This window comes from Candidatus Hydrogenedentota bacterium (assembly GCA_016791475.1).
Lineage (GTDB): Bacteria > Hydrogenedentota > Hydrogenedentia > Hydrogenedentales > JAEUWI01 > JAEUWI01.
Genome location: JAEUWI010000006.1, coordinates 167,021 through 183,369 on the forward strand (window position 1 = coordinate 167,021; position 16,349 = coordinate 183,369).

Consider the following 16,349-nt stretch of genomic DNA (forward strand, 5'->3'; position numbering starts at 1 on the left):
GCCTTTGCATTGGTCCCTGTGGCAACGCGTGGGACATGAATCGCGACGGGTACCGCACGCTGGAACCCATATTAGCTCCGTAGGAGCGGCAGTCAATAGCCCGGGGCCTAAGCCCCGGGTCGATGTCCCGCAACTTGTTTGAATCCGCGAAGCGGATGGTCGCGCAATACGACGCGAATCTGCCATCCGCTTCGCGGATTGGTAACGTTTCGGGCCTCCATAGCAATCCAGAAATATCGAGCCGCGCGTTTCACCCCGATGGACCCCATAGGCCCTGGCGAACAGAACGTTTACCTGGACCAACCGGCCCATTTCAGGGGCCCTCCTCATAACCCCGGCTCTGTCGGTGGTTACTGATTCGCCCCCTCGGGTCGGGATCTTCCCGGTCCGAGGGGGCGATCTTTTTCTTACGCCTCCGCCAACTCCTCGGCCACGGAGTGCTCTGGCTTCGGGGTCAGCAGCGACACCACGATGAGCACCAGGAATCCCAGGGGGATGGTCACCAGGGCGGGCTGGCTGAAGGGGATGATCGAGGTTGTGGGGTCCCAGCCGTAGACTTTGGAATAGGTGTCTCCGGAGATCAGGATCCAGATCAGGGAGGTGGTCATACCCACAAACACGGCGGCGGCAATACCCTGCTTGGTGGTGCGGCGCCAGAAGAGCATCATCACCAGGGCGGGCAGGTTGGCGGAGGCGGCGATGTTGAAGGCCCAGCCGACCAGGAAGCTCACGTTGAAGTCCTTGAAGAGGACGCCGAGGATCATGGCGCCGACCCCGAGGAACACGGCGGCGAACTTGCCGTAGAGCACTTTCTGGTGATCATTCATGGGGATCTGGAAATAATTCTCCAGCAGGTCGTGAGCCACCGCGCCGGAGCCGGCCATGATGAGGCCGGAGACGGTGCCGAGCACGGTCGTGAAGGCGATGGCGGAGATGACGGCGAACATCATTTCGCTGAAGGTGCGGGCCAGCAGGGGCGCGGCCATGTTGCTGTCGGTCACGTCCATGGCGCCGGAGGTCATGGCGCCCAGGCCGAGGTAGAGGGTGAGCACATAGAAGAAGCCGATGGCGGCGATGCCCACCACGGTGCTCTTTCGGGCCGAAGCCTGGTCCTTCACGGTGTAGTAGCGGATCAGGATGTGCGGCAGGGAGGCCGTGCCGCAGAAGAGGGCGAGCATGAGGGAGATGAAGTCAAGCTTGTCGGTAAATTTCGGCGAAGTCATACCTTTGAAGTAGCCGCCCGGCGTAAGCAAATCGGCGCCGCTCTTCTGGACCGGGTAGTACACCACGGTCTTGGTATCGCCCGATTTGAGCTCTTCCTTGCTCCAAGTGGTCACCGTCGACTGGCGCAGGGTGTCGAAGTATTCCACGGGACCCACGGCGCCGGTCGACTCCACGCCGCCGGGCAGGGCGGAGACGGTGCCCACGGGCGTCAGGTCGTGATCCATCGACTGGGGCTGTCCGTTGACCAGCTTCGTGCCATCGGCTTTCACCACGAGGGTCTGGGTGGCCACCCAGCCGGCATCGGTCACGCGGAGCACGGATTCGACCCCCTCGGCGGAGGTCACTTTCACGTAGGGTTTGTCGGGCCAGGCTTTTTCATCGATCTGACCGCCCTGAGCGGTCACTTCGGCCCGGACGCTCTCGGGACTCCGGGGCGCTTCCTGGGGCGTGGTCTTGAAGCCGCGCCCGAGGATCATGATGGTGAGGGCGGCGCAGAACAGCACCAGCAGGAAGCCTTTGATGAACTGTACCCAGGTGGTGGAGACCATGCCCGCCGTAACCACGATGAGGGTCACGGTGACGCCTACGATCAGGACGCCCGCATAGTGGGGCAGGCCCAGCAGGGGCGTAATCAGCGCGCCCGCGCCCACCATCTGAGGAATGAGGTAGAAGGCGCTGACGACCAGCGTGGAAATGGCCACGGCCAGCTTGATCGCCTGGGAGTCGTAGCGGCTGTCCAGCGCGTCGGCGAAGGTGAACTTGCCGAGGCGCTTGATGGGCTCGGCGATAACGAAAAGCGCCACCACCCAGCCGGCGAGATAGCCGATGGAGTAGAGGAAGCCGTCGTAGCCATAAAAGGCGATCAGGCCGCAAATGCCGAGGAAGGAGGCCGCGCTGAGGTAATCCCCCGCGAAGGCGACGCCGTTCACGGCCCAGTGAATCTGGCCGTGGGCCGTGTAATAGCCTTTGGCGCTCTGGCCGCGCCGGCCCAGGTAGAAGGACAGGCCCAGCACGGTGGCCACGAAAAAGACAAAGACCATGATGGCCGCGGGCGAAGTCGAATAAAGCATCAGTGGGACTCCGTCTCGTTGTTGCGGGCTTTCTGCTCGGCGTCGCCGGCGGCCGACTGGGGCACCGCCTTGCCGCATAGGAACACGTAGACCAGGGCGAGGGCCAGGGCCGCGCCGATCAGCGCGAATCCGTAGGCAATGGCGAGGTTCGCCCCGCCCGGCATGATGGCGCCCATGACTTCCGTGCGGAACACGGCGAGAAACACGAATCCGCCGTACAGCGCGACGTATATCGCGAACAGAATAAGGCCATACCGCGCGTTGCGGTTGACGACGTGGGAATGATCTTCGTGGTAATGCATGACTCTCCTTGCGATCCGGCTGCTGCCTTGCGCCCCGTTCGGCATAGTAAAGCCTATCCGGCACGAGCCGTTCAACCTGAGGCCGTCGCCGCGTGGCCCGAATAAACGGCGAAGGCCGGTACACCATCCGTGGCGTACCGGCCCTCGATATCAAGCTAAATGAGATTCACGCACCCGTATCAGGCGCCGCCTACACCCGTCAGGGCCGCGAAGGCCTTGGAGGAGAAGCCGGTCTCGCCCAGCTTACGGAATTCAACGTGTCCGTCCATGAACAGCACGTTGCAACCGCCGGGGATGTGGTTGTAGCCCGTCGGCGTGACCGAAGCGATGTCGGCGGAGATCTGAAGCGTGCTCTGGGCCTTGGAGCTTGCGCCGGCATTGTTGATATCCGTGATCAGAAAGCGCTCCGCGCCTTCACGAAGGCGGGCAATGGAAGTGCCCTTGGCATTACCGGAGTTCGCGGGGATCAGGCCACCCGTGGCCGTGGCAACGGTACTCGTATTGATGGGGTTATTGCAGGCGTCGAAAGTGCCCTGATCGTCCAACCAGAACAGCACGGCGGCGAGCTGATTCGGAAGTGTGAAGGACGCAAAAGCCGGATCGGAGTTGAACGCGGCGGCGGGAACGGTCGCCGTCTCGAAATCGTCCAGTACGAATCCCATGTACAGGTAGCTCTCGTCTGTCTGGGAGCTGCCGTAGTCGTAGTCGGCACACTCAAGGTGGATCCACGGTTCGCCCGAGTCGGGATTCGCCACCAGACCCGGGTTCGCTTCCGACGGGCAAATGTAAATGTTCGGATCCGTCAAGTACTCGGGATAAATCCGTCCAACCTTGGCGTGGAAAGCCGTGCGGGATTCTGTGGCTGTCGGAAGGATCTGGGCGTTTGTAGGGAAGTTCTTACCCGTCGACGTATCTCGACATTGGTAGCCCGGTGTTGTGCGATATTGAGCAATTTCGGGATAAAGTTCGCCTTTGCTTTCGTTGGCGTACATCTTAAACACCAAGCCCCACTGTTTCAGGTTGTTCTGGCAACTGGCACGGCGGGCGGCTTCGCGCGCTCGGGCCAGCGCCGGCAGTAGAATCGCCGCAAGGATACCGATGATTGCAATAACCACCAGCAGTTCGATAAGGGTAAATCCTTTGTGTTTCATGATACTTCGTCCTCACATATGAGTTCTTGATTAAAGACAAAACAAATTCAAGTGCCAACCACAATATTGCTCCGGCCGGACTGCCTGTCCGGCCACCACTGCCCCTGCATGCACGCTATCGTCCCCTGCGACTCTCCTGTTGGATGCTAACGACCAGTAAGTAACCGTCACGTTCGGCCCTAACCTTCGCAGCGCATATTGTTAATCGAATGCGCCGATTTGTCAATGAAAAATAATAGGACACCACAGGGTGCGCGGGCTTTTATGGATTCGCGCACTTTGAGTCCGCTGCGGACCGCGACCGAGGGGCGGGCGCACCGCCGGAATTCGGCGTGTATACGCGCGATGCTTTCCGCCACTCCCATGGTCGGGCCGCGACGCGGTCCGTGTCGCCTGTCGCTGCCACATGCCTGGCCCGGCGCACCGCCATCGATAGCAAGGTCTCGGCGCCGGAAATCCGAATCCCGCACGCGCCCGGCGGTGACGCCCGACGCACGGCACGGGCCCGATCACGGCAATTTTTGTATTGACAACTCATCCAGTTGCGTATTTAATAGCATAGTAATACGCGCGTTGCATCGCAGTTGGCCGGTCGCGGGGAGCGGTTAAGGCCAGGTAGGAAAGGAGGAACGTGCAACACGCGGGCGAGCTCACGTTTGGTTGTGTACTTAAAGAGCGGATCGAACTTTCAAGACAACTAGCCAAAGCGAAGGAGTCATATCCAATGAGGAAGAATGGTTTTACACTGATTGAGTTGCTGGTGGTCATTGCGATCATCGGCATTCTGGCGGCGATCCTGTTGCCGGCGCTTGCCCGCGCCCGCGAGGCCGCCCGGAGGGCCAGTTGCCAGAACAATCTCAAGCAACTCGGCATAATCTACAAGATGTACGCCAATGAGAGTAAAGGCGAGAAGTGGCCCCCGCTCCATGGCGACGAGATCTACGGCGACGACAGCAACTGTCCGAATTGCGACAATACGCTGGACGACAGTGATTTCATGGCCGATATGAGCAAGCTCTATCCCGAATACCTGACCGATCCGGCGGTGCTCATCTGCCCGTCGGATGCCGGCCTCGAAGGCAGCACCGCGGAGTCCATCGACCTGGTGGTTGACAACGGCACCGGCCTTTGCCCTCGAACCTGCGTCGGTCAGATCACACAGAGCGACGAGAGCTACTCGTACAATGGGTATCTCACGGATAAGACGGAAGACACCCACCCGACGGTTCCCTCCGCAATTCTCGGGCTGACCCCCGGTACGCTTCTGGTCAACGCGCAGATCGCGGCCGTGTTGGCCTATGCGCTCATCGGAAACGGGACGCCGTACCTGGGCGAGAATCCTCTCACCTTCGACAATCCCGCCACGCCGAATATCAACGAAGACAACGATCAGTTCATGGACAACGACGTCAACGCCGCCAGCATCCCCCTTGTGGGCGGTGTCTTCAACCCCCTGAACATCGGGTCGGGTGACGGCGACGTGATACTCCGCCTCCGTGAAGGTGTGGAGCGCTTTGTCATCACGGACATCAACAACCCGGGCGCATCGGCGAGAGCGCAGAGCACCGTGCCGGTAACCTATGACACGATCGCCTCCGGCGAAGCGGAAGCGGGTGGCATCGGCCTCTACAACCACATACCGGGCGGGGCCAATGTGCTGTACATGGACGGCCACGTGGAATTCTCGAAATATCCGGGCAAATTCCCCGCCAGTAAGAGCTATGCCGGTCTGGTGAGCTTCTTCGGATAACCGGACCACCCCAAACCTCGGTGATAACGGCGCGCGGCCTTCAGGCCGCGCGCCATTTTGTGTGTGCCAGGCACGCTGGACTCCCCGGACGCCCATGGGCTATCGTGGATAGTCAATTACGGGTGGGGCTCACCCCCGCCCGCCGCCTTGGAGAGGAGAACCATCACAATGGGACGGATCAGCATTATGTTCGCACTTGCCGCAGTCGCCGCGGGAATCCTGGGGGCCGGCGCCCAGGAAAAGCAGCTCACCACCAGCCCGAAGAACCACGACCTGGACAACAACGACAACTTCTCGCCGGACGGGAAATATCTTTGTTACGACACGCGCAACATGGACGGTCCCGGTATCGACAACGGCCAGGAAATCTACGTGGTGGAAATTGCGACGGGCAAAGAAACGCTGCTGTATACCCCGCCGAAAGTGGTCATCGGCGAAGGCGCCGCGCCCGGCGTGGGCGCCGTGTCTTTCTCGGGAACGGAGAACCGCGTGGCCTTTATTCACGGGCCGGCCGTGGAGGAAGTTGCCGAGCGCGGCCCCTACGCGAAACCCAATCGTCAGGGCGCCACGGTCATGACGGACGGCAGCGGCACGCCCGCAAAGCAAGGCGGTTTTGAGAAGAGCTGGCTGGACGCCCGCGATGTGGCCACCGACCGCGACACGACGCCCGGCGCGCACCGGGGCGGCACGCATCGCCACGAGTTCACGCTGGACGGCCAGCGCATCGGCTTTACCTACGACGATTTTCTGCTGCCTCAGTACAGCAGGACGGTCGGCTTCATGGCGCCCCATGCGAAGGCCCCGCTCGGCGCGAGTCACTACTTCGCCAACCTGGTTCCGGTCGTTCCCACCGGCACCGCAAAACCCGGCGAAGTTGAAATGGCGTCGGCGGACTCCTGGGTGGGCCGCCACGGCCTTATGCGCGCCTTCATCGGCAAGGTGCGCAACGACGACGGCGAGACCTACGAGACCTCCCTCTTTGTTGTCGATATCCCGGCGGATGTGGATGTGACCACGGCGGATTCGGGCGGCCCGGATCGCTACCCGACGCCGCCCAAAGGCACAGCCATCCGGCGCCTGACCCACACGTGGGCCGGGGGCACCGTGCGCGGCAGTGAAGACGGCAAGCGGATCGCCTATCACGCCAAAGCGCCTGATGGCACGACCCAGGTGTTTGTCATCGCCTCCGACGGTTCGGACAAGTCGTCCGACCCCGAGAAGCAGCCGAAGCAGGCCACGCATTTGCCCGAAGGCTCGGCCGACGGCATTCGCTGGCATCCGTCCGGCAATACGGTCTTCAGCTTCAGCAACAACGGTATCGTGGCGACGTGTGTGAAGCCTGGTCCGCTTTTCGGCCGCTCGGTATTCCTCACGCCCCAGGGCGACAGCCCGGACCGCATCAAGCTGACCAGTTCGCAGGACGGCGCCATGCTGGCCTTTAACAAAGCGGTGCCCACAAAGGGCCCGGACGGCAAAATCGTAAAAGCCTTTGACGGCACCGATATCCTCCAGATTTTCACCCTGCCCTTCCCCGACAAAAATGGGGACGGTATCGTGGACGGCCTCGGCGAGTAGCCGGTCGCTCAAGTGCGAATGTTTTCGTGATATTCCGTGCCCTTCCGGGTCAAGAAAAGGGCCGACCACGGAAGACACGGAATTTCACGAAATTCCGTTCCGTCGGAATCGTTGATCGATATTCCCGCTGTTTCGAGAAGTACTTTGCGTTCTTCAGTCTGATTCCTGGGAGTCATTCACATGAAATCACTGCTCGTTATCGCGTCGCTGTTCTTCATTGCCCCCCACATCGTCGCCGAGGATCTCCCCTGGTACCAGACCAGACTCATCGGCATGGAGGTCGGCCCGTCCGGCGCGCAGTGGGGCTCCGACCCGCGGGACCTGGGCTATTCCTCGCGCTTCAACGGCGCAGAGATTGTCGCAAAGCAGATCGAGATGGGCTCGGAGTATCTCGTGCTCTGGGCGCGGGATCACGAATGGGCCTACTACGACTCGAAGCTCATGCCCAAGGTGCCCGGCCTGGGTGATCGCGATCCGCTGGCGGAGGCGGTCGAGGCCGCAAAGCCCAGCGGCCTTCCGGTCATTGCCTACGTGGTGGTGCAGGCGGGCGGGCTCGTTCTCCGCGATCACCCCGAGTGGGGCATGGTCGGTCCGGACGGCCAGGCTATTCCGGGACGCCTTTGCCTCAATAGTCCCTACCGCGATTTCGTCCATGCGCTGCTGGAGGAGATTCTGACCAAGGGCGTGGGCGGCTTTCATGTGGACATGGTGGATCAGGGATTTGGCCCGCCCTATGGCTGCTTCTGCACAAACTGCAGGGCCGAGTTCGAGAAGCAGTTTCCTGGTCAGCCCATGCCCACGGGCGTCTCCTGGGACGCCGCCTGGGATCGGATGCTGGAATTCCGCTACGAGACCAGCGCGCGTTTTGAACGGGATACCCTTGCCTTCGTGCGCGCCCGGGCTCCGAAGGCCACGGTCGACTTTAACTTTCACGGCTACCCGCCTTTCACCTTTGAAGTGGGCCAGCGTCCCGTGCAGCATGCGGGGATCGGCGATTTTGTCACCTGCGAAAGTGGCGTATGGGGTTTCAGCGCCCTGGCCGCAGGAATGACAGCGGAATTTGTGCGGGCCTCCACGCCAGGACGGCGCTACCAGGTGGTGATGCAGCGCGGCGCCCGCTTCTACCACGATCAGACCACGCGTCCGCTCAATGATCTCCGCTGGGAGATGTTCGCTCTGCTCATGCACGGCGCTCAGGTGACCATCGTGGACAAGACGCCTTTCGAGGGCCAGCTTGATCCCGTGGCCTACGACCGAATGGCCGAGGTCTTCAAGGAGGTCCAGGGCAAACGAGAACACTTCGGCCAGACGCCGGTATACGATGTGGGAATCTACTATTCGGCACGCGCCCGGGACTGGTATGGCCGGGAGCAGCGGGAGAAGTACCAGCTTCCCTTCAATGGCGCCTACAAGGCCGCAACCTATGAACATCTCACGACCGGTGTGCTGCTGGATGAAAACCTCAGCGCGGAGACGCTGACGGCCTTTCCCGTCGTGGTGATGCCCGACACCGCGATAGTCGGAGAGGCGGAGCTGGCGCTCTTCGAAGCCTATGTGCGCGGCGGCGGAAATCTGATCGTCTCGGGAAATTCCGGCTGCTTCGATGCCATGGGGACGCCCCAGTCGCACTCCAGCCTGGAATCGCTCATTGGCGCGAAAGTCGCCCGCGTAATCGCGGACAGCGACAACTATGTGTCCTTCGACGAAGCCGAGGCGGCCGAAGGCCTGTTGGAGAATGTGCCGACGGGGTGGCCCCACCTGGTCTACGGCCCGGCGGTGGTCTACGAGCCCGTGGACGCGCGACCCCTCGGTCAGCTTCACGCACCGATCCGCACCCAGCGACAAAAAGACGGGCTGGAAGGTACCACCTTCCCGAGTCCGGCGGCCGAAGCCATTGGCCCCGCAATCCTGCTCAACGCCCTTGGCCAAGGGCGCGTGCTGACCTTCGCCGTGTCGCCCGGCATGGCGGCGGGCGGCGAGTACCGCACCACAGAGGCGCGCGCGTTGCTGGCCAACGCCATTCGCGCCCTGTTGCCCAAGCCGGACCTTACCATCGAAGCGCCGGCCTATGTCGAGACCGTGGTCACCCGCGGCGGCGATGGGACTTACCGTGTTCACTTCAATGGATTCCTCACTCCGCCCGGATCGACGGATGTGAAGCGCCCGTGGGCCATTCCCGAGCTGATGGTGGACACACCCCTCTACCGGGCGAAGATTCATGCCCGTGGCCCGATCGAGTCCGCACGGGGCGTGAACCCGAGTACCGAAATCGCGTTGGACGGCGATACGGCGTCACTGCTGGTGAACGACGTCCATGAGGTGATCGTGCTGGACCTGAAATAGGAACGGGCACGAAGTCTCGGTCGAATTTCCGTGAATTCCCCTCGGCGTTGTGGCGGGAACACGCCCGCAACTATTTCCCCTGCTCGGAAACATTTTCCCAGTGCCGGGTCCCGAAAATTCGCGCACCGGGCTGAATATTGCCATTTCAGGCCCATTTTATAGGCCATCCCGAATCTGGCCCGATGCTTGCTCTACGCTGGTTGCAATCGTAGTTTCAACCGAGGTCGACCCGAATGAACGTAGAGACTTACATCAATCTCGCACCCGTTCCGCCCACGGTTAAGAGCAGCGCAACGTATACGCGGACGCCGGCCCTGGCCCAGAGTCCCTATCCCCCCTTCTCCCTTCCAGAGACGGCGTCCGCGAACGTTAATACATCCCACCGCGTGGAAACGGGCGAGAACCTGACCAGGATCGTCCGGGATTACCTCGTTGCGCGGGGCGAGCAACCGACCAACGCCGAAGTCTACGAAGGGGTCAACGCCGTGGCCCGCTTCAACGGCCTGCGCAACGCCAATCTGATTCACCCCGGCCAGAGCATTGACCTCAGCCCGCTGAATCGTGGCCCGGCCGAGGCGGCCCAGGTTGCACCCGCTCCACCCCTGCCCGAAACGCCACGCGTGTCGGCCCAGCCCCTGGTCGAGTCGAAACCCCTGGCGGATCCCGGCGCCGCCGCGCCTGCGATTGTTGCCCCGACGGACACCCTGCTCGGCACGGAACTCACCCAGGGTGTCGGCCCCGTGAAGATAGCGGCCAATCTCATGCCTGAACGCGCGGAAGTCCGCCGGAAGACGATCACCAAATCGCTGGAGGCCCACGGCGCCGCGGGCGGGCCCGGCCCCGAGCCCTCGGACGCCGCCCTGGCGCTCCAGAAAGTCTTGAACAAGACCGCCAACGCCCTTTCGGTGTTGAAGGGGCTGGTGGATCACGACCATGGCGGGGAACAGGGGGACAATCCCTGGGCCGCCGTGCTGGATGGCAAGGCCCGGATCAGCTCCGAGTATGGCATGCGGAAGGATCCCTTCAACGGGGAAATGGCCTTCCATGACGGTATCGACCTGGCCGTGAAGCGCGGTACCGGCATCACCGCCCTGAAAGACGGCGTGGTGACCTTCAGCGGCTTCAAAGGCGGCTATGGGAATACCGTCATCGTTCGCCATGAAGACGGCCTGGAGACGGTCTACGGCCACGCTTCGCGCAACCACGTGCGCGAAGGGGAAACCGTCACCGCGGGCACCTTGCTCGCCGATGCGGGTTCCACCGGTCGCTCCACGGGTCCCCACCTTCACTTCGAGGTGCGCAAGGACGGCAAGTCGGTCAATCCTCTACCTTATTTGAAAGACGGCAACCTGCGCCTTGCGCGGCGGGACTAGTCTTTCGTCACCCTTTTTTAACCTGGCGCAATCAGGTCACACCCACCCCGGGGAGCGTGCGGCTCCCCGGGGACTTTGCTTTTCGGGGGTAGCCTCAGGCCAATTCGATCAGCGAGGGATCATATTCCGCGGGCTGCTCGTAACCCAGCAGATTGATCAGCGTGGCGGCCACATTGCTGAGCCCGGGCGTGTCGATCTCCGTCAGCTTGAATTCGTTGGCGCCGGAGTAATCTTTGATCACGAAGGGCACGGGGTTGAGCGTGTGGGCCACGTGGGGCTCGCGCACGCCCTTCTTCTCGGTGAAGAGACAATCGGCGTTGCCGTGGTCGGCCGTGATGACGGCAATGCCCTTCGCCTTTTCCACGGCGCGCAGCAGGCGCTCCAGACCGAGATCCACCGCCTCCACCGAAATGCGCACGGCCAGGGCATGGCCGGTGTGGCCCACCATGTCGCCGTTGGGCATGTTGGCGCGGATAAACTTGTACTGGCCGGACTCAATAGCCTCCAGCAAGGTATCGGTAATCTCGCCCGCCTTCATCCAGGGACGCTTGTCGAAGGTCATGTTGTCCGAGGGGATCTCCACAAACTTTTCCAGCGTCTCGTCGATATAGCCGGACTTGTTGCCGTTCCAGAAATAGGTGACGTGGCCGTACTTCTGGGTCTCGGAAATGGCGAAGCTTTTCACGCCGGAGCCGCAGAGATAGTCGCTGATGGCGCCGTCGATGCGGGAAGGCACCACCAGATAGTTCTTCGGGATGTTCAGGTCGCCGTCATATTGCATCATGCCCGCGTAAAACACGTCCGGACACCGTTTGCGGTCGAAGCGGTCGAACTCATCACCCTCTTCAAAGCAGCGCGTGATTTCCAGGGCGCGGTCGCCACGGAAATTCAGGAAGACTACCGAGTCGCCGTCCTCGATCGTGCCCACGGGCTTGCCGTTTTCCGCAATGACGAACTCGCCCACGTGCTGGTCGGTGACGCGGGGGTCTTCGGCGTAGTAGGTCTGCACGGCCTCCATGGCGGAGGCAAACTGCCGACCCTCACCGAGAACGTGGGCCTTCCAGCCGCGCTCCACCATGCCCCAGTCCGCGTCGTAGCGATCCATGGTGATGTACATGCGCCCGCCGCCGGAGGCGATGCGATAATCCCGCCCGTCCACGCTGCACGCTTTCAGCTTGGCTTCCAGCGCTTCGATGTAGCCCGGCGCGGACTTCTCGCCCACGTCGCGGCCATCGGTCAGGATGTGGCAGCGCACCCGCGCCACCTGCTCCTCCGCGCAGCGGTCCAGAATATCGAGCAACTGCTGAATGTTGCTGTGGACGTTTCCGTCGGACAGCAACCCGATGAAATGGGCGGTGCCGCCGCTCTTCGCACGCGCTACGATGGTCTTCCAGGATTCGCCGTCAAAAATGCGCTTGCTGGCAATCGCCTCATTACAGAGTTTTGCGCCCTGGGGGAACACCCGGCCCGCGCCGAGGGCGTTGTGGCCGACTTCCGAATTGCCCATGTCGTCGTCCGAAGGCTGGCCCACCGCGAGGCCGTGGGCCTTAAGCTTGGTGAACAGTTTCTCCTTGAAGAGCTTGTCCATGGTCGGCGTGTAGGCCAGAAATACGCCATCGGACTCGTCCTGTGGCCCCAGGCCGACGCCGTCCATGATGATAAAAAGCAGCGGCCCTTCAAAGGGCGTATAGTTTTTCAGGGGTTTCAGCGTGTACGGGCTCATGGGAAAAAATCCTGTTGGTGGCGAGGCGCGCGGGTTGCGCGCAGGGTCATTGGTGTGGCCGGAGTCCGCGCGCGCGGAGGGCGCGGACTAGCGGGAACGTGGAGGGCGGAAATGCGTCCCGCCGGGGCCTAAGTGTAGCGAAGGGGCTCCGGGGGATGCAAAAGCGAGTAGCTTGCCTAACGCCGGTTGATGGAATCTTCGAGCTGCCTCAGCCCGTCGACGATCTCCTGGAATGTGGGTGGCGGCGACGTAAACATGCCTGAATCAATCATCGCAAGATAATCTCTTTCGAGTGGAGCCGATAAGACGCTGTCCGGAACAAGTTTGAAACGATGTTCCAGGCAATCGTCGTAGCGCGCATAGCTCGCATTGAAGAACGCCTTCTTGACCCGCACGACGTCCTCCAGCAAAGGGCGGTCGGCAACCGCGCGCTGTCCGATCTCGTTGCTGCCAAGCTTATACAAGTCATACCAGTGTCTGGACAGGCGATTGGGGGTTACCTGGCGCTGCCGGTTACATTCAACATGAATAAGTGTGGCCTTCTCCCAGAAAGTTCGTTCTGGCGCAAGCGTCATAACGTCGGCAACTGGGAATATACTGCTCGGGATATGAAATGATGCGATCGTTTCAACATGGTACGGCCCGCTGGGAAGTGTTGTGTTCCTTCCACCAAATTCGATGAGCACAGAACTGCCCAAGCTGTTTCGTTGGGGAGTGACCGCGGTTGGGTAGTGCAAGTGGAGAAGGTCACCTTCATCGTTTGCGGTCACCATGTCCCATGCACCTGTCAGCGCGACAAGGGAGGTCGACAAGGATGGCACGATAACTTCATGAACATGCGAACGGAGCGCACTTTTCAGCTGATCACTATAGCGCTTGATAGCCGCTTTCGAAGTCCCGGGATCAAAGGGATCAATCTCAGGATCCAGAACAAGATCCTTGAAGTTTAAGGTAACGTCGACGTCTTCGGAAAAGCGTTGGATAGCTCTGAAAATCTTGGAAAGCGAGGTTCCTCCTTTGAACGCGAGTCGCACTTCTGTTCGAACCTTGAACAGTTCGTTCAGTACCCAACATAGCCAGATATCTTTCTCTACCGCCTGCACAGATAGGCCCGAAAGGCTGGAGACGGTTTGGAGTAGCTTACGTTGTTCCTCCGGGGGCAATCGAAGATATTCTGTCACGTGCGTTCTCCCGCAGCGTACGCTCGGAAGTGACGCTGCAACCAACCAGGCATTTGTGGAACGACTTCGAGCAACGCTCGAAACTCGTTGGCTGTCAGACGATTCTCGGCTTGTTTGAGACGAATCTGGGAGACACCGGACTTCCCAAGATACCAAAGTGCAGTAAACGCAATGCCCGCAGGCCGTCCAGCCAAGATCAATTTTCGAGCATTGGTATGCCTCATCTCCACGCGAAGATTGCCCAAGTAGAACGTTCTGGAAGGGCCATTGACATAGTAAATGGGCCGCATTGGCATCTGGGTGCTGAATCCCATCATCCTCGCCGCCTCCGCACCTTGCACCTGGACGAGTCCGCCATAAGGCTCAGCCAGTACCCGCGCTACTTCCATCGGATCCGGCGGCACGACTCCCACATATTTGCTGTGCTCCGGTCGTACATAGACCCCCCGCACGGGACGAATCAGGTATTCCTGCTTCACCAGGCGGGACAGGGCCTGGTCCACCGCCGCGCGCGAACCGTAACCCAATAGCGACCGCGTGCTTACAGGCTGGCCTTCGGGAAGCGCTTTCATATGTTGCCGGATTTTTTCCATGGTGCTCATGTCAGAAATATTATCTGTTTTTCTGACATCTTGTCAATACAAAAGCCCGATTGGGATTGCAGGGTCGTTTTTTGGGCCCCTCAGCCCGCGCTGCGCGCGTCCACCCGGCCCACGTGGAGTTCGTTGCGGGTTTCGGCCAGCTTCACCTGGCGGTGGCGCTCGGCGCAGCGGGCGGCCTTTTCGTCCGTAAGCTGGTTCGCGCAGCGGGGACAGCAGACGCCGGGCTGGAAATCGGGCGATTGGCGGTCTTCGGCGGAGACGGGCATGCGGCAGCCCCGGCAGAGCTCGTAATCCCCCGGCGCCAGACCATGGCCCACGGTCACGCGCTCGTCGAAAACGAAGCACTCGCCCTGCCAGAGGCTCTCGGAGGCGGGTACCTCCTCCAGATACTTCAGGATGCCGCCCTGAAGGTGAAAGACCTCCTTGAAGCCTCTCGAGAGCATGAGGGCCGTGGCTTTCTCACAACGGATACCTCCGGTGCAGAACATGGCGACCTTCTTATGTTGTTCGGGATTCAGATGCCCGTCGACATAGTCCGGGAACTCGCGAAAAGTGGTCGTTTCCGGGTCGATGGCCCCCTGGAAGGTTCCGACTTCGAATTCGTAATGATTTCGCGTATCCACCACCACCACGTCCGGGTCCTGGATCAGGGCGTTCCAGTCTTTCGGCGCCACATACTGGCCCACCTGGACATTGGGGTCGATTCCTGGCACGCCCAGGGTAACAATTTCTTTCTTGAGGCGCACCTTCATACGGTAAAAGGGTTGTGCCTCGTGCAGGGACTCTTTGTGTTCCAATTTGGCCAGGCGCGCGTCGCTGCGGATCCAGGCCAGCACTGCGTCAATACCTTCGCGGGAGCCTGCGATGGTGCCGTTGATGCCCTCGGGCGCCAGGAGCAAGGTTCCCTTAAGCCCATGATTCACACAGACTTGCTCCAGGGCGTCCCGGAGCGCGGCGCAGTCGTCCAGCCGGGCAAACTGGTAGAGAGCCGCGATGACGATAGGTGGATGGGAGGTGGAAGATTTCATCGGTTGCTCCGAATAGAGCCGGGGGTTGGCCGGTATTATGCCATGGCGTACCCCGCGCTGTCTTGTTTTGGCTGCCGGAGGCCGTTGGAATAAGGAGAAACCCTTTTGCGTTAGCAAAAGAGGCACGGGCAGTGTCCGGGTCTGGTCAAAATGCGGATTGTGCCGTATACTTAGAGGGTGAACGTACCCCCTGAATGCAAGGGCAGGAGGAATTGAGTTATGGAAAAGGCAATGTTTGGCGCGGGTTGTTTCTGGGGTGTGGAGGCCGCCTTTCGCCAGGTCCCGGGTGTGTTGGAGGTGGTGTCGGGCTACTCCGGCGGCCACATGGAAAATCCGACCTATGACGATGTGTGCACGGGCAAGTCGGGCCACGCCGAAGTCGTGGAAGTCACCTTCGACCCGGCCCAGGTCTCCTACCAGAAGTTGCTGGACGTTTTCTGGAAGTGTCATAACCCCACCACGCTGAACCGCCAGGGTCCCGATATTGGCACGCAGTATCGGAGCGTAATCTATTGCCTCTCCCCGGAGCAGCAGAAAGCCGCGGAGAGCGCGAAGGAGTCCCTCAACAACCTGGGTGCTTTCCGGAGTCCCATTGTGACCGAGGTAACCGCCGCGGGCCGTTTCTACCCGGCCGAGGAATACCACCAGCGCTATCTGGAGAAGCGCGGTCTGGCCCAGTGTCACGTGGGCTGAGAAGGGTCGAAGTTTCTAAGACTTTTCACGCTTCCCCGATAGTCGACCCGCGTCGAGTAGAACGAACATCGGTTCTTGCTCTCGTCTTTGGGTGTCACCTCATTGACCAGGATACGTCGCGCATACCTATAGTCTTCAGTATTGGGTCGCGCACCAATGTGGGTTGGGCTTCCAGCCTGACCAAATGTTTTCTTTTCACAAGAGTGCGTGTCGCTAAGATAGAAAGTCCTGGTATTCGAGGCGCAATCAAGGCCCCTTTGGCAATCGAGGTGTTCAGGTCAGGCTGGAAGCCCAACCCACGTTGATACACCTGCCACTTTCGAATGAATGCCGT

The 16,349-nt window shown here is 60.9% G+C and carries 12 protein-coding genes; 5 read left to right on the plus strand and 7 right to left on the minus strand.

All coding sequences use genetic code 11. From position 1 onward, the window contains the following. Positions 1-407 precede the first annotated feature (407 nt). The 3 genes from JNK74_05150 to JNK74_05160 form a co-directional block, all read right to left on the minus strand. Positions 408-2,294 carry a cation acetate symporter gene (locus JNK74_05150; GenBank protein ID MBL7645560.1) on the minus strand — a complete coding sequence of 629 codons (1,887 nt, stop codon included), beginning with the start codon at positions 2,292-2,294 and terminating at the stop codon, positions 408-410. Next, positions 2,294-2,596, minus strand: a complete 303-nt coding sequence (locus JNK74_05155) for a DUF485 domain-containing protein (GenBank protein MBL7645561.1) — start codon at positions 2,594-2,596, stop codon at positions 2,294-2,296. Before JNK74_05155 ends, JNK74_05150 begins: the two co-directional genes overlap by 1 nt. A gap of 179 nt (positions 2,597-2,775) precedes the next feature. Then, positions 2,776-3,747, minus strand: a complete 972-nt coding sequence (locus tag JNK74_05160; GenBank protein ID MBL7645562.1) for a DUF1559 domain-containing protein — start codon at positions 3,745-3,747, stop codon at positions 2,776-2,778. Positions 3,748-4,471: 724 nt separating this feature from the next. On the opposite strand from JNK74_05160, the gene JNK74_05165 reads away from it, so the two are divergent. From JNK74_05165 to JNK74_05180, 4 genes are all read left to right on the plus strand, one after another. After that, complete coding sequence (locus tag JNK74_05165) at positions 4,472-5,497, plus strand: DUF1559 domain-containing protein (protein MBL7645563.1); 1,026 nt, start codon at positions 4,472-4,474, stop codon at positions 5,495-5,497. Positions 5,498-5,665: 168 nt separating this feature from the next. Further along, positions 5,666-7,072: a DUF3748 domain-containing protein gene (locus tag JNK74_05170; protein ID MBL7645564.1), complete on the plus strand. Its 1,407-nt coding sequence runs from the start codon at positions 5,666-5,668 to the stop codon at positions 7,070-7,072. A 180-nt stretch (positions 7,073-7,252) separates the two neighbouring features. Further along, positions 7,253-9,415 (plus strand): beta-galactosidase trimerization domain-containing protein, encoded by a 2,163-nt coding sequence (locus JNK74_05175; GenBank protein MBL7645565.1) that lies wholly within the window; start codon positions 7,253-7,255, stop codon positions 9,413-9,415. 1,007 nt (positions 9,416-10,422) lie between these two features. Next, positions 10,423-10,788 carry a M23 family metallopeptidase gene (locus JNK74_05180; GenBank protein ID MBL7645566.1) on the plus strand — a complete coding sequence of 122 codons (366 nt, stop codon included), beginning with the start codon at positions 10,423-10,425 and terminating at the stop codon, positions 10,786-10,788. Between the two features lie 94 nt (positions 10,789-10,882). Here JNK74_05180 and JNK74_05185 read toward each other — a convergent pair whose 3' ends face one another. From JNK74_05185 to JNK74_05200, 4 genes are all read right to left on the minus strand, one after another. Then, positions 10,883-12,511, minus strand: a complete 1,629-nt coding sequence (locus tag JNK74_05185) for a 2,3-bisphosphoglycerate-independent phosphoglycerate mutase (GenBank protein ID MBL7645567.1) — start codon at positions 12,509-12,511, stop codon at positions 10,883-10,885. Between the two features lie 176 nt (positions 12,512-12,687). Continuing rightward, positions 12,688-13,575, minus strand: coding sequence for a nucleotidyl transferase AbiEii/AbiGii toxin family protein (locus JNK74_05190; protein ID MBL7645568.1), 888 nt, complete (start codon positions 13,573-13,575; stop codon positions 12,688-12,690). A gap of 113 nt (positions 13,576-13,688) precedes the next feature. Continuing rightward, positions 13,689-14,294, minus strand: coding sequence for a hypothetical protein (locus JNK74_05195; GenBank protein ID MBL7645569.1), 606 nt, complete (start codon positions 14,292-14,294; stop codon positions 13,689-13,691). A gap of 80 nt (positions 14,295-14,374) precedes the next feature. Continuing rightward, the gene (locus JNK74_05200) at positions 14,375-15,322 is read right to left on the minus strand and encodes a rhodanese-related sulfurtransferase (GenBank protein MBL7645570.1); all 948 of its coding nucleotides are present in this window, start codon (positions 15,320-15,322) and stop codon (positions 14,375-14,377) included. A gap of 219 nt (positions 15,323-15,541) precedes the next feature. On the opposite strand from JNK74_05200, the gene msrA reads away from it, so the two are divergent. Further along, the gene (gene msrA, locus JNK74_05205) at positions 15,542-16,015 is read left to right on the plus strand and encodes a peptide-methionine (S)-S-oxide reductase MsrA (protein MBL7645571.1); all 474 of its coding nucleotides are present in this window, start codon (positions 15,542-15,544) and stop codon (positions 16,013-16,015) included. The last annotated feature ends 334 nt before the right edge of the window (positions 16,016-16,349 follow it).